Here is an 18,745-nt window from a genome sequence, read left to right as displayed (position 1 = left end):
GGCACCGTGCCTCCCGTCCGTCGCGGAACGGGCGGGGCTTACGCCTCGACCGCCACCTTCTCCGGGTCCTCGTTCGAGCCCGGCGCACTCGGCGCGACCGCGGCGCGCACGCGCGCCCCGAGGTCGGCGTCGACGTTCGTCCAGTAGGCGACGACGCGCTCGCGCAGGTCGTCGCGCGTCACCTTCGAGACGTGCCCGGCGATGTTGCCGACCAGGCGCTCGCGAGCGGCGTCGTCGAGGACCTCGCGGTAGAGCGTGCCCGCCTGGCCGAAGTCGTCGTCCTCCGGGTGCAGCGTCGCGGCGGAGCGCTGCAGCGCGCCGTCCGACTCCCAGCCCGGCACGTCGTCGGTGGCGTTCGGGTCGGCGTGCGCGCCGCCCTGGGTGTTCGGCGCGTACACCGGCACCTCGGCCTTCTGGAAGTCGAAGCGCATGGCGCCGTCCTTCGAGTACGAGTGGACCTCGTTCTTCGGCGCGTTCACCGGGAGCTGCGCGTGGTTCGTGCCGACGCGGTAGCGCTGGGCGTCCGCGTAGCTGAAGATGCGCGCGAGGAGCATCTTGTCCGGGCTCGCCGCGATGCCGGGCACGAAGTTCGACGGCGCGAACGCGGCCTGCTCGATCTGCGCGAAGTAGTTCTCCGGGTTGCGGTTGAGCTCCATCGTGCCGACCTCGATGAGCGGGTAGTCGGCGTGCGGCCACACCTTCGTCAGGTCGAACGGGTTGAACCGGTAGCTCTCGGCGTCGGCGTACGGCATGACCTGCACCTTGAGGACCCACTGCGGGAAGTCCTGGCGCTCGATCGCCTCGTACAGGTCGCGGATGTGGAAGTCGGCGTCCTCGCCGGCGATGCGGTCGGCGTCCTCCTGGGTCAGGGTCTTGTGGCCCTGCTGCGTCTCGAAGTGGTACTTCACCCAGAAGCGCTCGCCCTCGGCGTTGATCCACTGGTACGTGTGCGAGCTGAAGCCGTCCATGTGGCGCCAGGACGACGGGAGGCCACGGTCGCCCATGAGCCACGTCACCTGGTGCGCCGACTCCGGGGAGAGCGTCCAGAAGTCCCACTGCATGTCGTGGTTGCGCAGGTGCGAACCCGGCAGACGCTTCTGCGAGCGGATGAAGTCCGGGAACTTGATGCCGTCGCGGATGAAGAAGACGGGGGTGTTGTTGCCGACGAGGTCGTAGTTGCCCTCTTCGGTGTAGAACTTCAGCGCGAAGCCGCGGGGGTCGCGCCAGGTGTCCGGGGACCCCTGCTCGCCGGCGACGCTCGAGAAGCGTGCGAGCATCTCGGTCTGCTTGCCCGGCTGCAGGAAGGCCGCGCGGGTGTACTTCGACACGTCCTGCGTGACGGTGAAGGTACCGAAGGCACCGCCGCCCTTGGCGTGCACGACGCGCTCCGGGACCCGCTCGCGGTTGAACTGGGCGAGCTTCTCGACCAGGTAGTGGTCGTGGAGGGCGAGGGGCCCGTCGGCGCCGACCCCCATGGAGTGCTGGTCGCTGGAGACCGGGGCCCCGCTGTTGGTCGTGGTGGTCGGGGTGCCGTTGGGCGTGGTCTGGTCGGACACGGTTCCTCCTCAGGTGGAACGGTTGGTGCGGTCAGGGATGCTCGGGTCGGTCTCAGGCGGGCGCCGGGGGTGCGTCGTCGCCCGGAGGCGCGTCCGCGGCACGTTCGGCCGCGGCGCACTCCGCGCAGATGCCCCAGTAGGTCACCTCGGCCGTCGTCACCGCGAAGCCGTGCGTCGCGGAGGGCGTGAGGCACGGCGCGTGGCCGACGGCGCAGTCGACGTCCTCCACGGCGCCGCAGAGGGTGCAGACGACGTGGTGGTGGTTGTCACCGGTCCGGCGCTCGAAGCGGGCTGGGCTGCCGGCGGGTTCGATCCGGCGGACGAGCCCGGCGCCGGTCAGCGCGTTGAGCACGCCGTAGACCGCCTGGTGGCTCGTCGTCGGGAGCTCGGCGGCGACGACGGTCAGGATGTCGTCGGCGGTCGCGTGGGGCATCGCACCTGCGGCCCTGAGCACCGCGAGGCGCGGGGACGTGACGCGCAGCCCAGCACCACGGAGCAGTTCGACGTCCGTCTGCATCACACCCGCCATTCTTTTGCACCGGTCAAGACAAGGAGAACCCTACACGGCGCAGGAGGGCGGCCGCATCCATGCCGGTACCGGAATACGATGTGTCACGATCCGGTCCCGATCAGCGCACCGACCTGCGGGGGCAGGCAGGAGATCGGTAGCGTCCGACCATGTCCACGCAGCAGGGCCTGCCGCAGCAGGCGATCGACGCTCAGGACGTCCGGGGGACCATCGCACAGCGGGACCTGGTCGTCGACCTCATCAGGACGGCCTGCGTCGTCCTCGTCGTCGTGGTGCACATCACCATGGTCGGCGTGTCGGTCGGCCCCGGCGGGGTGGCGGTCACGAGTCCGCTGCAGGAGGCATCCTGGTACGTCCCGGCGACCTGGGCCGGGCAGGTGATGCCGCTGTTCTTCGTCGTCGGCGGGTTCGCCAGCGCGGTCGGGTGGCGGAGCACGGTCGCTCGGGGCGGGGACGCCAGGGACTTCGTGGCGACCCGCCTGGTGCGGCTCTTCCGGCCCGCGATCCCGCTCTTCGCGGTGCTCGCCGTCGGGCTCGGCATCGCCACGGCGTTCGGGACACCCGCCGACCTGCTCGCCGAGGTCGCGTTCGGCATCGGCTCCCCACTCTGGTTCCTCGCCGCCTACGGGATCACCCAGTGCTGCGTCCCGCTCATGTCCCGGCTGCACGAGCGGGCACCGTGGTCGACACTCGGTGCCCTGCTCCTCCTCGCGCTCGCCGTCGACGGCGTGCGGCTCGGCACCGGGACCGCCGAGGTCGGACTCCTCAACCTCGGCCCGGTGTGGCTGTTCGCGCAGCAGCTCGGCTTCCTCTGGGCGGACGGCTGGTTCGCGCGGCGGTCGCGGGTGCTGCTCGGCGCGACCGCCGTCGTCGTCTACACGGTCCTGGTCCCGCTGACCTCGATCGGCCTCTGGGCACCGGACATGCTGCAGGACCTCAACCCGCCGATGCTGCCCCTGGCGCTGCTCGCGGTCGCGCAGGCGTGCATCGTGCAGCTCGTGCACCGCCCGCTCACCCGGCTGATGCGGACCCGCGGCGCGCAGGCGACGGTGTTCGTCCTGGGGCGTGACGGGATGGTCGTCTACCTCTGGCACCTGCCGCTGTACATCGCGCTCACCGGGGTGGCACTGCTCGTCGGCGTCCCCTTCCCGGACCCGGGTTCCGGCACGTGGTGGGCGACCCGGCCCGTCGCCCTCGTGGTGGTCCTCGCGGCGGCGATCGGCGTCGCGCGGGGCCTGCGCCGCTCCGACCGCCCGCTCCCCCGACTGACCCCCGGCGTCGACCGTCCGGGCTGGCCGGTGCTCGCCGTCGCGGCGCTCTGCACGATCGGCCCGGCGTTCGTCGTGATGCAGGCGCACCTGTCGTTCCGGGTGGCGCTCCTCGGGGCGGTCGCGGTCCCGGTCGGGGTGTGGTTGCTCGGCCGGACCGTCCCCGCGCGCGGCTGAACCGATCCTCACCGGGGCGCGCGGGTGCGGACGGGTTGACGGACCGAGGATGAGAGGGCGCGCTCTGCGCCCTCGCCCGTCCTGTCGTCCTGGAGGCACCCCACGCCCGAACCCGCCGAGTTCTGGACCACCTGGCACGGCGACCCGCTCGCCGCCGCGATGCTCGTCGTCGCCGCGGCCGCCTACGGCTGGTGGGTGATCGGTGCCCGCCGGCGGGGAGCACGGTGGCCGGTCTGGCGGTCCCTGTCCTTCGTCGCCGCGCTGGCGCTCTTCGCAGTCCTGCAGTTCGGCATCGTCGGGCGGTACGACCAGGAGCTCCGGTGGGCCTTCGTCCTGCGCCTGGCGCTCCTGTTCTTCGCGGTCCCGACCTTCGCGGCACTCGCCGCCCCGGTCTCGCTCCTCCGGATCGGTGGCCCGGCTCGCCCGGCCCGCGCCGCCGACACGGTGATGCGCTCACGGCCCGTCCGGGTCATGGGCAACGCGATCGTGGCGCCCGTGGTCGGCCTCGTCCTGTTCGCCGTGCTCCTCACGCCGCTCGCGGCCACGATCCGGGAGTCCGGGGCCTGGGCGACCGCGATCACTGTCCTCGTGCCGGTGCTCGGCTTCGGGCTGCTCGCCCCGCTGTCCGAGCCCGGGGTGCTGCGGAGCTCGACGTTCGTGACCGTCGAGTTCCTGCTGGCCTTCGTGGAGCTGCTGCTCGACGCGGTGCCCGGGATCGTGCTGCGGGTGACGAATCACGTCCTCGACGGCTCCCTCGTGCACGCCGTCGGACAGCCGTGGTTCCCCTCCCCCTTGCGCGACCAGCACCTCGCCGGGGACCTGCTGTGGTTCATCGCCGAGGTCGCCGACGTCCCCGTGCTGATCATGCTGTTCGTCCGGTGGCAGCGGACCGACCGCCGCGAGGCCCGCTCCGTCGACGCCCTGTCGGACGAGGAGATGGACGAGCTCACCCGGGCGCACCTGCAGCGCCGCGGGTGAGCCCGGCCGTCAGGCGTCCGCGCGCGCCTCGGCGGTGACGTCGGACTGCGCCGTGGGTGCGCCGGCCTGCTGCCAGGCGGCCGGCTTCGGCTTCGCCAGGAACAGCGCCGCCACGATCGCCACGACGAGCACCACGGCCGGCAGCACGAGCGACTGCCCCATCGCCGTGGCGAACGGCTGCTGGAGGAACTCGGGCAGTGCCCCGACCTGCTCCGCGCCGCCGCCCGCACCCGAGCCGGACGGGAAGTTCGCGGTGATGCGTGCCTCGATCAGCGCCGCGATGGCCGCGGAGCCGAGCACGGCGCCGATCTGCCGCGTGGTGTTGTAGACGCCCGAGCCGGCACCGGCGAGCGCCGGCGGCAGGTTGCGGGTCGCGGAGACCGACAGCGGGCCCCACATGCAGGCGTTCGCGAGACCGAGCAGCGCACTCGGCAGGAGCGTCCAGCCCCAGTCCGCACCGGACCAGAGCAGCGCGCCGAACCAGAACAGCGCGCCGGAGAAGCAGGCGAGCCCGAACGAGCCGACCCAGCGCGGGTTCCACTTGTTCAGGTTCTTGCCGACGAGCGGCGCGAGCGCTGCGGAGATGACGGCCTGCGGCACGAGCAGGAGCGCGGCCTCGGTCGGGGTGAAGCGGAGGACGTCCTGCGCCCAGAGCATGATCGGCAGCGCGAAGGTCGAGATCGCGACGCCGACCGCGGTGATGGCGATGTTGGCGAGGGTGAAGTTGCGGTCCTTGAAGAGGCCGAGCGGCAGCAGCGGCTCGCCCTTCTGCACGCCCTGCCAGACGACGAAGGCGGCGAGCACCACGAGCCCGGTGATGATGAGCGACCAGACGGTGATCGGGCCGGTGATGGTGCCCCAGTCGTAGGTCTCGCCCTCCTGGATGCCGAAGACGAGCAGGAACATGCCGACGGCGCTCAGCACGATGCCGAGGTAGTCGAAGCGGTGTCCGTGCCGCTCGAAGCGGGGCACGAAGCGCTGCGCGAGCACGAAGGCGACGACGCCGACGGGGACGTTCACGAAGAAGATCCACTCCCAGCCGAAGCCGTCGACGAGGAGACCGCCGACGATCGGGCCGACGAGCGAGGCGACACCGGCGACGGCTCCCCAGAGTCCCATCGCCGCGCCGCGGTTCTGCGGCGGGAAGATGCGGGTGATGACGGCCATCGTCTGCGGCGTCATCATCGCGGCGCCGAGGCCCTGCACGACGCGGGCGAGGATGAGCACCTCGATCGAGCCGGCGAGGCCGCACCAGAGGCTGGCGAGGGTGAACACGACGAGACCGGACTGGTAGAGCACCTTCGGGCCGAAGCGGTCCCCGAGGCGTCCGGTGATGAGCAGCGGCACGGCGTAGGCGAGCAGGTACGCGCTCGTCACCCAGATCACCGCGGTGATGTCGGCGTCGAGCTCCTGCGCGATGGTGGGGGTGGCGACCGACACGATGGTCGAGTCGACGAGGATCATGAAGAAGCCGACGACGAGGGCCCAGAGCGCGGGCCAGGGCTTCTTCCCGTGCTGCAGGTCGGCGGATGTGGTGCTGGTCATCGAGTGGGGTCCTGGTCCTTCTGGTGTTCGGTGTCGGGGACGGCCGGGCCGTCCCAGGGGATGTCGCCGCTCGCGATGCGGTCGGCCGTGGCGGTGAGCCACTCGATCTGCGCCGTGAGCATGCCACGCACGTACGACACGTCCAGCCAGTACCGCTCGGCGAGCTGCTTGGCCTGGAGGCCCGTGGCGGCTTCGTCGTACCCCGCGCGTTCCGCGCGGAGCACGTCGGCGCGTGCACGCAGGGCGGTCACCGCGTCCGGGGCGGGCAGGTTGTCGACGTGGGAGACCGCGAGCTGGAACTCGGGGTACTCGTCGGCGGGCTGGGCGATCATGCGGCGCAGCCCGGACTCGAGCTCCGCGCGTCCGTGGTCGGTGATGGCGTAGGTGGTGCGCTCGGGCCGGTTGCCTGCGCGCGCGGTCCCGAGTGCCTCGGCGTAGCCGAGGTCCACGAGCCGCCCGATCTGGTGGTAGAGCGTGCTCGGCCGGACCTTGACGTTCTGGTCCTCGTGCCGGTGGAGCATCGTCTGGAACATCTCGTAGGGGTGCATGGGCGCCTCGGCGAGCAGGCCGAGCGCGGCGAACGCGAGCGGTGTGAGCGACGCCATCCGTGCCTCCCGACCGGCGTTCCAACGTGATTATTCGACTTGGAACATACGCCTTCGATGACTTCTCCACAACCGTCCCGGCGCGGCGCACGCGGACCGTAGACTGGTGCGGTCCCACCCAACCCACCCAAGCGCTGGAGTGAACACGTGCCAACCATCGTCGTCGAGGTCATGCCGAAGGCCGAGATCCTCGACCCCCAGGGCAAGGCGGTGGGCAACGCCCTCGCCCGTCTCGGCAAGGCCGACCTGACCAACGTCCGCATCGGCAAGCGCTTCGAGGTGACCGTCGACGGCCCCGTCGACGACGCCAAGCTCGCCGAGGTCCGCGACATCGCCGCCGACGTCTTCTCGAACGCGGTCATCGAGGACGTCGTCTCCGTCACCGTCCAGGACGCGTGACGCGGATGCGGATCGGCGTCATCACCTTCCCCGGCTCGCTCGACGACCGCGACGCGCAGCGCGCCGTGCGTCTCGCCGGTGCCGAGCCCGTCGCGCTCTGGCACGGCGACCACGACCTCCAGGGCGTCGACGCGATCGTGCTGCCCGGCGGCTTCTCCTACGGCGACTACCTGCGCGCCGGCGCGATCGCCGCGAAGGCCCCGATCATGGCCGAGGTCATCGACGCCGCAGGCAAGGGCACGCCCGTGCTGGGCATCTGCAACGGCTTCCAGATGCTCGCCGAGGCCCGGCTGGTCCCGGGCGCGCACACGCGGAACGCCCACCAGCAGTTCATCCGCCGCGACCAGAAGCTCCGTGTCGAGACCACCGGCACCGCCTGGACCTCCGGGTTCAGCGCCGGGCAGGAGATCACGATCCCGCTCAAGAACGCCGACGGCCGCTTCGTCGCCGACGCCGACGAGATCAAGCGCATCGAGGACAACGGCCAGGTCGTCTTCCGCTACGTGGGTGTGAACCCGAACGGATCCATCGACGACATCGCGGGCGTCTCGAACGAGCGCGGCAACGTCGTCGGCCTGATGCCACACCCCGAGCACGCGACGGAGCCCGGGTTCGGCCCGGACACCCCCGCGGCGATGGCCTCCGGCACGGACGGCCTCACCTTCTTCACCTCCGTGATCGAGTCGACGCTCGTCAAGTGACCGCGACGCCGACGACCACGACTCCAGAGCCGACGAACTCAGTGACAGGGAACGACCACACCGTGACGACCTCCGTGCGCCCGAAGCCCGACACCGTCCAGGACGCCGCTGCGACCCCCGACAAGGAGCAGCCGTACGAGGCGCTCGGGCTCAAGGCCGACGAGTACGCCCGCATCAAGGAGATCCTCGGCCGCCGCCCCACCTCGGGTGAGCTCGCGATGTACTCCGTGATGTGGTCGGAGCACTGCTCGTACAAGTCGAGCAAGAACTACCTGCGTCAGTTCGGCAAGAAGGTCACGCCGGAGATGACGAAGAACCTCATGGTCGGCATGGGCGAGAACGCCGGCGTCGTCGACGTCGGCAACGGCTGGGCGGTGACCTTCAAGGTCGAGTCGCACAACCACCCGTCCTACGTCGAGCCGTACCAGGGCGCCGCGACCGGTGTCGGCGGCATCGTCCGCGACATCATCTCGATGGGTGCCCGGCCGGTCGCCGTGATGGACCAGCTCCGCTTCGGCGCGATCGACCACGAGGACACGCAGCGCGTCGTGCACGGCGTCGTCGGCGGCATCTCGTTCTACGGCAACTGCCTCGGCCTGCCGAACATCGGTGGCGAGACCTACTTCGACTCCGTCTACCAGGGCAACCCGCTCGTCAACGCCCTCGCGGTGGGCGTCCTCCGGCACGAGGACCTGCACCTGGCGAACGCCTCGGGCGCGGGCAACAAGGTCGTGCTCTTCGGTGCGCGCACCGGTGGCGACGGCATCGGCGGCGCGTCGATCCTCGCGTCGGACACCTTCACCGAGGGCGGTCCGACGAAGCGTCCGGCCGTGCAGGTCGGTGATCCCTTCGCCGAGAAGGTCCTCATCGAGTGCTGCCTCGAGCTGTTCAAGGAGGAACTGGTCGAGGGCATCCAGGACCTCGGCGCCGCCGGCATCTCCTGCGCGACGAGCGAGCTCGCGAGCAACGGCGACGGCGGGATGCACATCTCGCTCGACGACGTCCTGCTCCGCGACCCCTCGCTCACGGCAGAGGAGATCCTCATGTCGGAGAGCCAGGAGCGCATGATGGCGGTCGTCCGTCCCGAGAAGCTCGACGAGTTCCTCGCGGTGGTCGGCAAGTGGGAGGTCGAGACGAGCGTCCTCGGCGAGGTCACCGGCACCGGCCGCCTCGTCATCGACTGGCAGGGCCAGGAGATCGTGAACGTCGACCCGCGCACCGTCGCCGTCGACGGCCCGGTCTACGACCGCCCCGTCGCGTACCCGACCTGGATCGACGCGCTGCAGGCCGACACGGCCGCCGCCCTCGACCGTCCGACCGACGGTCCGGCGCTCAAGGCGCAGTTCCTCAGCCTGCTCGGCTCGCCGAACCTCGCGTCGAAGAACTGGGTCACGAACCAGTACGACACCTACGTGCTCGGCAACACCGCGCTGTCCTTCCCCGACGACGGCGGCATGATCCGCGTCGACGAGGAGACCGGGCTCGGTGTCACCGTCGCGACCGACGCGAACGGCCGGTACTGCCAGCTCGACCCGAAGCAGGGCGCACGGCTGGCCCTCGCCGAGGCGTATCGCAACGTCGCCGTGACCGGTGCGGTCCCCGCGGCGGTCACCGACTGCCTCAACTTCGGCTCGCCGGAGAACCCCGAGGTGATGTGGCAGTTCTCCGAGGCCGTCGAGGGCCTGGCGGACGGCTGCATGGAGCTCGGCATCCCCGTGACCGGCGGCAACGTGTCGTTCTACAACCAGACCGGCACCACCCCGATCCACCCGACCCCGGTCGTCGGTGTGCTCGGCGTGATCGAGGACGTCGCCCTGCGCGTGCCCTCGGGCTGGCAGGACGACGGCCACAACATCTACCTGCTCGGCACCACGAGCCTCGAGCTCGACGGATCGGCGTGGGCGGGAACCGTGCACGGCCACCTCGGCGGACGTCCGCCGGCGGTCGACCTGGCGCAGGAGAAGGCCCTCGCGGACCTGCTGCACGCCGCGGCGGGCGAGCAGCTGCTCACGAGCGCACACGACCTGGCGGACGGCGGCCTCGGTCAGTCCCTCGCCGAGTCGGTGCTCCGCTTCGGGCTCGGCGCCCGCGTGGTCCTCGACGAGCTCGAGTCCCGCGACGGCGTCGACACGGCGACCGCGCTGTTCTCCGAGTCGACCGGCCGCGTCATCGTGACCGTGCGGCGCGAGGACGACGTCCGGTTCCAGGGCCTCTGCGACGGCCGGGGCTTCCCGGTGCTCCGCATCGGCGTGACGGACGCCACGTCCGGCTCGCTCGAGGTCCAGGGCGCGTTCGAGGCGACGCTCGACGAGCTCCGGGGCACGCACGGCGCGACGCTGCCGACGCGCTTCGGCGCCGTCATCGTCGAGGACGTCACCGAGGGCTACGTCGGCCGCGGTCCGCTGGACGACCACGGCTCCTTCTCGCCCCGCACCGACAGCTGACGCCGGCGTCCACGGACCCGCCGCGCATGCCCGTCGTCACCCTGCCCTTCGTCGAGCTCGTCGACCGCTTCGGCCCCGTGCCGGAGGGCGTCGAGCTCGACGTCTGGGACGTCGAAGGACCGTACGACCGCCCGGACGAGGTGGCGATCACGCTGCTGCCGTTCTACTTCGGCGGACGGCACCGCTGGCAGTTCGTGCACGACCTGCCGGAGCTCGAGCTGCTGCAGCTGCCGAGCGCCGGGTACGAGCACGCGCTGCCGTACGTGCCCGGTCATGCTCGGCTGGCGAACGGTCGCGGCATCCACGACGACGAGACGGCCGAGCTCGCCGTCGGGCTGGCGCTCACCTCGCTCCGCGACCTCGGTGCGTTCCAAGTCGACCGGACGAACGGTGTGTGGGACGCCCGCACGACCCGCTCCCTCGCCGACCGCCGGGTCACGGTCGTCGGGTACGGGGCGATCGGGTCCGCGATCGCTGCACGGTTCGAGGCGTTCCGGACGGACGTCACCGTGGTGGCGCGCACCGCACGGGAGCAGGACGGCCGCCACGTGCACGCGTTCGCCGAGCTCCCCGCGCTCGCGCGGACGACGGACGTCCTCGTGCTCATCACCCCGCTGACCGACGAGACCGAACACCTCGTCGACGCCGGGCTGCTCGCAGCCCTGCCCGACGGGGCCCTGGTCGTGAACGTCGCACGGGGGCGGGTGGTCGACACGGACGCCCTCGTCGCGGAACTCCGCACCGGCCGGCTGTCCGCGGCGCTCGACGTCACCGATCCCGAGCCGCTCCCCGCGGGGCACCCGCTCTGGACGACGCCGAACACCGTGCTCACCCCGCACGTCGGTGGCAACACGGACCTCAGCGTGCCGCGCACGCTCGAGCTGATGCGTCGACAGGTCAGCGCGCTCGTCGAGCGGCGTCCCTTCGAGAACCTGATCGACGTCGACCGCTGACGCCTCAGTCGTCGCCGAGCACGAGCGCCATCCCGAGGCTCGGCGAGACGTCCTCGAACCCGAGCGACCGGTAGAGCCGCTGTCCGGGCGGGTCGCCGATGAGCGACACGTACGCGCCCTCGGGCGCTCGGGCACGGACGTCGGCCACGAGCCACTCGACCACGCGGCGCCCGAGTCCCTGCCGCTGGTGCGCGGGATCGGTGGCGATGTCGGCGATGTGGAAGTACCAGCCGCCGTCGCCGATGGTCCGGCCCATCGCCACGGGGACGCCGTGCTCGTCGACGACGTGACACGCGGCCCAGCTGCCGGCGATCGCGCCCGCGCCCTGCTCGGCGTTCCGTGGGGTCAGGCCGGACGCCCGGCGGAGCCGCAGGTAGTCGTCGAGGGGTGGCGGACCGGTGACGAGGGTGTACGAGGCGACCATGCACCCAGTCTGACCGCTCGGTCCGACGGGCACCGCGCCTCCAGCCCGGCCGACGCATCCGGCGGACCCGCTGCCGGCGTGGCGGCACGCCGACACGACCGGCAGCCGCAACCGCCGCGACCGGTCGTCAGACCGCGACGATGCAGGCGGGCGACCCCACCGGGATCTGCGCGACCGCCGCGCCCGGGAGCCCGTCCGTTCCGAGCGGCAGTACCGCGATCGCGTCCGACATCTGGTTCGCGACCAGCAGGTGCCCCGCCACGAGCGCGAAGTGCCGAGGCCAGGTCCCTCCGCACGCCGCCGTCCCGACGAGGGTCAGCCCGTCACCGGACGCGTCGAGCACGGCCACGACGTCCCGCCCGCGGACCGCGACGTAGACGAGCCCACGCTCGTCGACCTCGAGGTGGCTGAGCTGGGAGAGCCCGTCGGACGAGGGCCCGTCGGACGAGGGCCCGGGCACCGTCGACGCCACCGCGACGGTGACGAACGCGCCGGAGCCGTCCCGCCGGAGCCGGTGCACGGCGCCGTCGAGCTCACCGGCGAGGACGAGGTCGCCGTTCCACCACGCCATGTGCCGCGGCCCGGTGCCCGGCGCGACGTGGTGGACGCGGACCGGCTCGAGCGTGGGGGCGTCGGTCACGCGGAACTCGTGCAGGGCATCGCCGCCGAGGTCCGCGACGAGGACGGTGCCGTCGGGCGTCACGGTTGACTGGTGGGCGTGCGGCCCCTCCTGGCGGTCCTCCACCGGGCCGGTGACGTCGGGCAGCACCACGGTGGTGCGTGCGGTGTCGGGCACCACGCCGGCGTCGAGGGACGCCACCGCGGGCAGCCCCACCGCGGTGACCGTGCCGGAGGTGTAGTTCGTGACGACGAGCGCGCCGGACGGATCGACCCGCACGTGGCACGGTGCGTCGCCGCCGGCAGGTGCCTGCCAGAGCTGGCGGAGGGAGGTGCCGTCGCGACGGAACGCGACGACGCCGCCGTCCGCGGTCTCCGACACGGCGTACACGTGGTCGCCGTCGACCGCGAGGAAGGACGGATCGTCGACGACGGCGACGGTCCGGACCTCGGGCATGCCGTCGGCTCCGGTCGTCACGGCCGAGATCCCGGTGGCGTTGCCGCCGCCGGTGGCCGTGTAGGACCCGACCAGGAGGGTCGGGAGCGCGGGGCTCACTCGTCGCCGCCGGCGATCTGCTCGTGGTGGTGGATGACCTCGGCGACGATGAAGTTGAGGAACTTCTCTGCGAATGCGGGGTCGAGGTGCGACTCGGCGGCGAGCGACCGGAGTCGTGCGACCTGCACCTGCTCACGACCGGGGTCCGCCGCCGGCATGCCCGACGCGGCCTTGAGGTGGCCGACGCGCTGCGTGTACTTGAACCGCTCGGCGAGCATGTGGATCACGGCGGCGTCGATGTTGTCGATGCTCTGCCGGATGCTCCGGAGTTCGGCCACGGCCGCCTCGTCGTAGCGGGGCGTCTGGTCGTCGTCGCTCATGGGGCGAGCCTAACGGCCGGCGGTGCTCGGCAGGTGTCGATCACGTCGGCTCGCAACCCCCGGCACCCGCACCGCGGCACCGGCGCCCGCGCAGGCGCCCACGGCAGCGGGCGGGCTCCGATGCTGCGAGAATGGCGGTCATGTCCGTCCTGCTCGTGATCTCGGCCGTGTCCGCAGTCCTCGCCGGCCTCGTGCACGTCTTCATCTTCTTCCTCGAGTCCGTCGCGTGGACGAGTCCGCGCGCCCGTCAGGTGTTCGGGATCTCGAGCGAGGCCGAGGCGCAGAGCACCCGCGCGATGGCGTTCAACCAGGGCTTCTACAACCTGTTCCTGGCGATCGGCGCGATCCTCGGCGTCGTACTCGCGGCGACGGGCAGCGGCGCCACCGGCTGGACCCTCGTGGTGTTCTCGTGCGCGAGCATGCTCGGTGCGGCGGTGGTCCTCGCCGGCACCGGCCGCAAGTACCTCAACTCCGCGTTCAAGCAGGGCACGCTGCCGCTCATCGCGCTGCTCTTCGCGTTCCTCGCCTCGACCTTCGGCGGCTGACCCGGCTCCGGGGGCGACCCCGTCACGCACGGGAGGCGCGGTGCCAGCTGGCACCGCGCCTCCCGTCCGTCACCGGGTCACGTCGCGACGCGACCCGGCCGATCAGCCCAGCTTCGCCGCGAACTCGTCCGGCAGCTTCTGCAGCGCCCACTCGATCGCCGCGGTGGTCCCCATCGAGAAGGCCGCCGAGACGTCCGGGTCGTCGAACACGATCGCGTGCCCGGCCTCGACCGACGGCACCTTCTTGAACAGCGGGTCCGATTCGGCCTTCGAGGCGTCCACGTAGATCGGCAGGATCGTGGTGAGGTCGGCGTTCAGCAGGTCGAGGTTCTCGTCGGACAGGCTGACGGAGAACGCCTTGCCGGCCTGCTGGTCGATGGCCTTCGGGATCGTGAAGCCGAGGTTCCGCATGAAGGTCGAGCGGCTGTCGCTCGATGCGTAGGCACCGAAGCCGTCGGCCGTGTACGAGCCGACGACGGCGGTCTTGCCCGCGAACTCCGGGTGCGCCTTGCGTGCGGCGGCGTAGGCGTCGTCGAGGTCGCTGAGCAGCTGCTTGCCCTCGGACTCCTTGCCGAGCGCCTCGGCGATCATCGTGGTCTGCTGCTCGGTGGTCGCGAGGTAGTTCTCGCCGCCCTTCGGGATCGCGACCGTCGGGGCGATCGCGGAGAGCTTCGCGTAGCGGTCCTCGTCCCCCGAGGACTTCACGTCGAGGATGACGTCCGGCTTGAGCTTGAGGATCTCCTCGTAGCTCGGCTCGAGGGTCTGGATGATCTTCGGCGACTTGGTGTACTTCCCCTTCAGCCACGGTCCGACGCCGTCGCCGCCGAACGCCAGCCAGTCGCTCGCGCCGACGGGCTGAACGCCGAGTTCGAGCGCCGTCTCGGCGTCGCCCCAGCCGAGGGCGACGACCCGCTTCGGCTTGGCGTCGATGGTCGTGGTGCCGAGACCGGTCGTGATGGAGACGGGGAACTGTCCGTCTGCCTTCGCGGAGGACGAGGCGTCGTCCGAGGAGGTGCCGGAGCCGGAGGCGCACCCGGCGAGGACGAGGGACGCTGCGACGACGGCGCCTGCTGCGGCGAGCACGCGGCGGAGACGGTGGGGAGTACGGTTCACGAAGGGTAGCCTAACCTCAGCGACTGATCAGCAGGTCGGCCGGATAGGCTGCGCCTGTGGCCCCCATCGACGACGGCCGTACCCGCCTCGCGGTGCTCGGCTCCCCCATCGCCCACTCGCTCTCGCCCGCGCTCCACGCAGCGGCCTACGACGCGCTCGGGCTGGACTGGTCGTACGGGAGGCACGAGGTCGCGTCCGGCGGGCTCGACGCGTTCCTGACGGGGCTGGGTCCCGACTGGCGTGGACTCAGCCTGACGATGCCGTTGAAGCGCGAGGTGCTGCCGCTCCTCGACCGCACCACCCCGCTCGTCGACGAGCTCGGGGTCGCCAACACGGTCGTGTTCCACACCGCGGGGAACACCCTGCTCCGGTCGGGGGCGAACACCGACGTCGAGGGGCTCGTGCGGCCCGTCGAGGCACTCGGGCACCTCCCCGGCGAGGCGACCGTGCTCGGCGGCGGCGCGACGGCGGCGAGCGCCGTCACCGCGGCGGTCCGACTCGGCGCCTCCGTCGTGCGGGTGTTCCTCCGTGACACCGGCAAGGCCCGGCACCTCGTCGACCTCGCCGTGCGGCTCGGCGTGACGCTCGAGGTCCTGCCCCTGTCGGAACTCCCCGGCACCCGGCACGGCTTCGCGGTGTCGACGCTGCCCGGTGGCGCCGCAGACGAGCTCGACCTCGTGCCGTCGGGGCCGGACGCGGTGCTGTTCGACGTGGCCTACGAGCCGTGGCCGACCGCGGCGGCGACGCGGTGGGCGGACGACGGCGGCCGGGTGCTGAACGGCCTCGACATGCTCACCGAGCAGGCCATCGGGCAGATCCGGTTCTTCGTCTCCGGGGACCTCGACGAGCTACTGCCGGACGAGGCCCGGGTGCGCCGGGCGATGCGGTCGGCGGTCGGGCTTCCCGAGGTCATCAGCGCATGACGGCGGTGCGTTCCCGGCCGCACCGGTCGGGTCAGGCCACCACGCCGTCGACGTAGTACCAGCGCCCACCCTCGCGGACGAACTCGCTCGTCTCCTCGAGGGTGCCGCGTTCGTCGTCCGTGCGCCACCACGCGCGGAAGGCGACAGTACCTCGAGAGTCGAACGGGCCTCCTGACCGGGTCGCGAGCACGTCCAGCCGCGTCCATCGTTGCGCGGCGTCGAGGTCGAGCGTCGACGGCCTGGTCCTCGGGTGCCACGTCAGCAGCAGGTACTCCGGCAGCCCGAGGGCGAACGCGCTGAACCGGGAGCGCATGAGCCGCTCGGCCGTCGGCGCCGCCGCCCCGCGGTGCAGCGGACCGCAGCACTCGCCGTAGGGGTTGCCGCTCAGACAGGGGCAGCGGGACTCGTCGCTCGTCACGACCGGAGGCTAGTCGACGATCGACAGCGCCACGGTGATGTTCCCGCGGGTGGCGTTCGAGTACGGGCAGATCTGGTGTGCGCGCTCGACGAGGCGCTGCCGCTGGGACGGCTCCGCCCCGGGCGCGTAGACGTCGAGCTCGACCGCGAGGCCGAAGCCACCCTGCCCGTCGCCGCCGATCGACACCTCGGCGGACACCTCGGCGTCGGTGGTGCCGACGCCGAGCTCACGACCGGCCGCGTGCAGCGCGCCGAGGAAGCACGCCGCGTACCCGGCGGCGAACAGCTGCTCGGGGTTCGTGCCCTCACCGCTGCCACCCATCTCCTTCGGCGGGCGGGTGTCGAGGTCGAGGCGATCGTCCTCGGTGCGGACGTGCCCGTCACGTCCGCCTCCGGTGGCGTGGGCGGCGGCGGTGTAGACGATGTCGAGGCTCATGCACCGAGCGCATCGTGCCTTCCTGGGCGGACGCTGGACCGCAGCGGAACGACGGGTCACCGCAGCCCGGACGCCCGGTCCAGCCGGGCGTGTCCCCCCTGCGACCGGCCACGCAGCCGGACCGAGTAGAAGGAATCTCGTGTTCCGACTCGGATGGCAGGTGCTCCGCGACCGCTGGGACGATGCCATCGACCAGGCCCGGCTCCGACGCGCCGCCACCGTTGCGGCCGTCGCCACGACGCTGGTCGCGGCCGGACTGGTCGTCCTCCAGGTGACGACGCACCGGCTCGGGAGCGGTCCGGTCGCAGTCGGTGTGACGATCGTGGCCGGATCTGCCGCAGCCGGAGTCCTCGTGTTCGCGTGCATGCCGTGGGCCTCGCGTGTCGACCCGGCAGCGACGATCAACGGTCGCGCCGTGCGCCCGGACGCCCACACGATGGCCCGCGGAGCCGTCCAGCTGTACGTCCAGCGGCGTCCCCGGCCGGTTCGGCCCGAGGACCGCCAGGCCGTCCTGAACGACGTGCCACTGTTGCAGCGCGGGCTGATCCGGCAGGCCGTCCGGACGGCGGCGTCGTGCACCGGCGTCGCGCTGATCGGGCTCGCCGTGTTCACGGGCGACACTTCAGCCCCGTTCCCCCTCGCGTTGGTCGTGTACCTCGTGGTGCCCCCGGAGCTCGTGGTGCGGCTCGGTCGCGCCGAACGGGCACGCCTCGCCGCCCTCGACGTCCAGGAAGGAGCTCCCCGTGCCTGATCAGCGCCGTTCATCGGCCCTCGGCTGGAGCGTCTTCCGGACGAGGCTCGCCGAGGACGTGCCCCGGACCACACGACGCCGGGTGGCCGCGGTCGGCGCCGCCTCCGGTGCGGCGGCGCTCGTCCTGCTCGTCGTCCTGAGCGCCGTGCTCCCCTGGCCCGGACTCGATTCGGCTGCGGGCTGGCTCGGCACGACCCTGCTCGCCGCCGCTGTCGGCACCTTCGCGGTCGCCTACACGCCGCTGTCGCGCCACGCGGCCGACGGGTCGAGGCGCTCCTCGCGGGGGTCGGTCGTGCAGGCGCCCGAGCAGGTCGAGCGGTACCTCCGTCGCGGGGCCGCCCCGACGATCGGTCCTCACGACCGGGACGCCGTCCTGCGGGAGACGGTCCTGCTCAGGACCGGACTCGTCCAGGACGTCTTCCGTGCGCTGGCGATCGCGTCGGCGACCTTCCTCTCGGTCGTCGGCGCTGGGCTCCTCGGCACAGCGCTCGGAGTCGCGGGCGTCGCGACCCTCGTCGCCCTCGCGCGCGCGGCGGTCTCGCTCGGTCGTCTCGGCCGGGTGGAGCGGGCGCACGACCTGGCACGGTCCCTGCCGCCGGCAGAAGCCGCTCAGTCACCGGGCCGACCGCGCCGCAACGACCGGACACCCCGACCGACGGGCACGAAGCTTGCGCTTCCCGACGAGTGATCCCGCACCGGTGTCGGCCGGACCGGGCACACTGGTCGCATGTGTGGAAGGTTCGTCGTCTCCGACACCACGGCCGATCTCCTGCCCGAGCTCATCGGTGAGCTCGCGGACCGAACCGAGCACGTGGACGAGGACACCGGCGTCGTCGGTACCGGCCTCGTGCCGAGCTGGAACGTCGCGCCCACGGACGAGGTCTTCGCCGTCCGCCAGCGGCACGGCGAGCGGGAACTCCCCCGGATCAGCTGGGGCTTCGTGCCGAGCTGGGCGAAGGACTTCCGGAAGCAGCGCCCGAAGCCGATCAACGCCCGCATCGAGACGGTGGCCACGAGCGGCATGTTCAGGCGGGCGTTCGCGACGAACCGTTGCATCGTCCCGGCCCAGGGCTACTACGAGTGGGTCGTCCGCGAGGACGGCAAAGAACCGCACTTCGTCCACGAACCCGGGGGCGCCCTGGCGATGGCCGGCGTCGTGAGCGCCTGGCCGGACCCGACCAAGCCCGAGGACGACCCGGACAAGTGGCGCCTCTCGCTCGCCATCATCACGCGGGACGCGCACGTCGCACCGGGTGAGGTGCACGACCGGATGCCCGCCTTCCTGACTCCCGAGGGCTACGACGACTGGCTCGACGGCGGTCTCGACACGGGCGACCTGCTCGCGCTGCTCGACCACGAGTCGCTCGCGGTCGCCGCCGGCCTCGAGCAGTACGAGGTCTCCCGCGCCGTCAACAGCGTGCGGAACGACGGACCGCACCTCATCGAGCCGGTCGCCTGATCAACGGACTGGAGGCGCGGATCACCGC

21 protein-coding genes are annotated in these 18,745 nt (G+C 72.0%); 11 read left to right on the top strand and 10 right to left on the bottom strand.

Annotated features, from left to right (window positions below; translation table 11 throughout):
• Positions 1 to 38 precede the first annotated feature (38 nt).
• Both ACY3FI_RS02785 and ACY3FI_RS02780 read right to left on the bottom strand, forming a co-directional pair.
• Positions 39 to 1,556 carry a catalase gene (locus tag ACY3FI_RS02785; protein WP_462549212.1) on the bottom strand — a complete coding sequence of 506 codons (1,518 nt, stop codon included), beginning with the start codon at positions 1,554 to 1,556 and terminating at the stop codon, positions 39 to 41.
• 52 nt (positions 1,557 to 1,608) lie between these two features.
• A complete protein-coding gene (locus ACY3FI_RS02780; RefSeq protein WP_462550395.1) occupies positions 1,609 to 2,073 on the bottom strand; it encodes a Fur family transcriptional regulator in 465 nt (154 codons plus the stop codon).
• Between the two features lie 161 nt (positions 2,074 to 2,234).
• On the opposite strand from ACY3FI_RS02780, the gene ACY3FI_RS02775 reads away from it, so the two are divergent.
• Both ACY3FI_RS02775 and ACY3FI_RS02770 read left to right on the top strand, forming a co-directional pair.
• Positions 2,235 to 3,530 (top strand): acyltransferase family protein, encoded by a 1,296-nt coding sequence (locus tag ACY3FI_RS02775; protein ID WP_462549211.1) that lies wholly within the window; start codon positions 2,235 to 2,237, stop codon positions 3,528 to 3,530.
• A gap of 159 nt (positions 3,531 to 3,689) precedes the next feature.
• Positions 3,690 to 4,508: a cytochrome c oxidase assembly protein gene (locus ACY3FI_RS02770; protein ID WP_462549210.1), complete on the top strand. Its 819-nt coding sequence runs from the start codon at positions 3,690 to 3,692 to the stop codon at positions 4,506 to 4,508.
• A 9-nt stretch (positions 4,509 to 4,517) separates the two neighbouring features.
• On the opposite strand, the gene ACY3FI_RS02765 is transcribed toward ACY3FI_RS02770, so the two are convergent.
• Both ACY3FI_RS02765 and ACY3FI_RS02760 read right to left on the bottom strand, forming a co-directional pair.
• Entirely contained in the window at positions 4,518 to 6,053 is a 1,536-nt protein-coding gene (locus ACY3FI_RS02765; protein WP_462549209.1) for a DHA2 family efflux MFS transporter permease subunit, read from the bottom strand.
• Positions 6,050 to 6,658, bottom strand: a complete 609-nt coding sequence (locus ACY3FI_RS02760; protein ID WP_462549208.1) for a PadR family transcriptional regulator — start codon at positions 6,656 to 6,658, stop codon at positions 6,050 to 6,052. The genes ACY3FI_RS02765 and ACY3FI_RS02760 overlap by 4 nt, the downstream gene beginning before the upstream one ends.
• 147 nt (positions 6,659 to 6,805) lie before the next feature.
• On the opposite strand from ACY3FI_RS02760, the gene purS reads away from it, so the two are divergent.
• From purS to ACY3FI_RS02740, 4 genes are all read left to right on the top strand, one after another.
• Positions 6,806 to 7,057, top strand: a complete 252-nt coding sequence (purS, locus tag ACY3FI_RS02755; RefSeq protein WP_462549207.1) for a phosphoribosylformylglycinamidine synthase subunit PurS — start codon at positions 6,806 to 6,808, stop codon at positions 7,055 to 7,057.
• A 5-nt stretch (positions 7,058 to 7,062) separates the two neighbouring features.
• Positions 7,063 to 7,758: a phosphoribosylformylglycinamidine synthase subunit PurQ gene (gene purQ / locus ACY3FI_RS02750; RefSeq protein WP_462550394.1), complete on the top strand. Its 696-nt coding sequence runs from the start codon at positions 7,063 to 7,065 to the stop codon at positions 7,756 to 7,758.
• 62 nt (positions 7,759 to 7,820) lie between these two features.
• A complete protein-coding gene (purL, locus tag ACY3FI_RS02745; RefSeq protein WP_462549206.1) occupies positions 7,821 to 10,202 on the top strand; it encodes a phosphoribosylformylglycinamidine synthase subunit PurL in 2,382 nt (793 codons plus the stop codon).
• 26 nt (positions 10,203 to 10,228) lie between these two features.
• On the top strand, positions 10,229 to 11,155 hold the full coding sequence (locus tag ACY3FI_RS02740) for a 2-hydroxyacid dehydrogenase (RefSeq protein ID WP_462549205.1): 927 nt from the start codon (positions 10,229 to 10,231) through the stop codon (positions 11,153 to 11,155).
• 4 nt (positions 11,156 to 11,159) lie between these two features.
• Here ACY3FI_RS02740 and ACY3FI_RS02735 read toward each other — a convergent pair whose 3' ends face one another.
• The 3 genes from ACY3FI_RS02735 to ACY3FI_RS02725 all read right to left on the bottom strand — a co-directional run bounded on the left by ACY3FI_RS02735 (position 11,160) and on the right by ACY3FI_RS02725 (position 13,073).
• Positions 11,160 to 11,579, bottom strand: coding sequence for a GNAT family N-acetyltransferase (locus tag ACY3FI_RS02735; protein WP_462549204.1), 420 nt, complete (start codon positions 11,577 to 11,579; stop codon positions 11,160 to 11,162).
• A 127-nt stretch (positions 11,580 to 11,706) separates the two neighbouring features.
• Positions 11,707 to 12,753 (bottom strand): lactonase family protein, encoded by a 1,047-nt coding sequence (locus tag ACY3FI_RS02730; RefSeq protein ID WP_462549203.1) that lies wholly within the window; start codon positions 12,751 to 12,753, stop codon positions 11,707 to 11,709.
• A complete protein-coding gene (locus ACY3FI_RS02725) occupies positions 12,750 to 13,073 on the bottom strand; it encodes a chorismate mutase (RefSeq protein ID WP_462549202.1) in 324 nt (107 codons plus the stop codon). The genes ACY3FI_RS02730 and ACY3FI_RS02725 overlap by 4 nt, the downstream gene beginning before the upstream one ends.
• 140 nt (positions 13,074 to 13,213) lie before the next feature.
• Here ACY3FI_RS02725 and ACY3FI_RS02720 point away from each other — a divergent pair, with 140 nt between their 5' ends.
• Positions 13,214 to 13,618 (top strand): DUF1304 domain-containing protein, encoded by a 405-nt coding sequence (locus ACY3FI_RS02720; protein ID WP_462549201.1) that lies wholly within the window; start codon positions 13,214 to 13,216, stop codon positions 13,616 to 13,618.
• Positions 13,619 to 13,720: 102 nt separating this feature from the next.
• On the opposite strand, the gene ACY3FI_RS02715 is transcribed toward ACY3FI_RS02720, so the two are convergent.
• The gene (locus ACY3FI_RS02715; protein ID WP_462549200.1) at positions 13,721 to 14,731 is read right to left on the bottom strand and encodes an iron-siderophore ABC transporter substrate-binding protein; all 1,011 of its coding nucleotides are present in this window, start codon (positions 14,729 to 14,731) and stop codon (positions 13,721 to 13,723) included.
• A 56-nt stretch (positions 14,732 to 14,787) separates the two neighbouring features.
• On the opposite strand from ACY3FI_RS02715, the gene ACY3FI_RS02710 reads away from it, so the two are divergent.
• Positions 14,788 to 15,654 carry a shikimate dehydrogenase family protein gene (locus ACY3FI_RS02710; protein WP_462549199.1) on the top strand — a complete coding sequence of 289 codons (867 nt, stop codon included), beginning with the start codon at positions 14,788 to 14,790 and terminating at the stop codon, positions 15,652 to 15,654.
• Positions 15,655 to 15,685: 31 nt separating this feature from the next.
• On the opposite strand, the gene ACY3FI_RS02705 is transcribed toward ACY3FI_RS02710, so the two are convergent.
• Positions 15,686 to 16,072 carry a YchJ family protein gene (locus ACY3FI_RS02705; protein ID WP_462549198.1) on the bottom strand — a complete coding sequence of 129 codons (387 nt, stop codon included), beginning with the start codon at positions 16,070 to 16,072 and terminating at the stop codon, positions 15,686 to 15,688.
• Between the two features lie 9 nt (positions 16,073 to 16,081).
• The gene (locus ACY3FI_RS02700) at positions 16,082 to 16,507 is read right to left on the bottom strand and encodes an organic hydroperoxide resistance protein (RefSeq protein ID WP_462549197.1); all 426 of its coding nucleotides are present in this window, start codon (positions 16,505 to 16,507) and stop codon (positions 16,082 to 16,084) included.
• Between the two features lie 139 nt (positions 16,508 to 16,646).
• On the opposite strand from ACY3FI_RS02700, the gene ACY3FI_RS02695 reads away from it, so the two are divergent.
• From ACY3FI_RS02695 to ACY3FI_RS02685, 3 genes are read left to right on the top strand one after another with little or no spacing between them, the layout of a single operon-like run.
• The gene (locus ACY3FI_RS02695) at positions 16,647 to 17,258 is read left to right on the top strand and encodes a hypothetical protein (RefSeq protein WP_462549196.1); all 612 of its coding nucleotides are present in this window, start codon (positions 16,647 to 16,649) and stop codon (positions 17,256 to 17,258) included.
• A complete protein-coding gene (locus tag ACY3FI_RS02690; RefSeq protein ID WP_462549195.1) occupies positions 17,251 to 17,946 on the top strand; it encodes a hypothetical protein in 696 nt (231 codons plus the stop codon). The genes ACY3FI_RS02695 and ACY3FI_RS02690 overlap by 8 nt, the downstream gene beginning before the upstream one ends.
• A gap of 39 nt (positions 17,947 to 17,985) precedes the next feature.
• Positions 17,986 to 18,717: an SOS response-associated peptidase gene (locus ACY3FI_RS02685; protein WP_462549194.1), complete on the top strand. Its 732-nt coding sequence runs from the start codon at positions 17,986 to 17,988 to the stop codon at positions 18,715 to 18,717.
• Positions 18,718 to 18,745: the final 28 nt, after the last annotated feature.

This window comes from Curtobacterium sp. RM9, assembly GCF_054956955.1.
The sequence above is the reverse complement of the archived record's forward strand: the minus strand, read 5'-3'. Positions and strand labels throughout refer to the sequence as shown.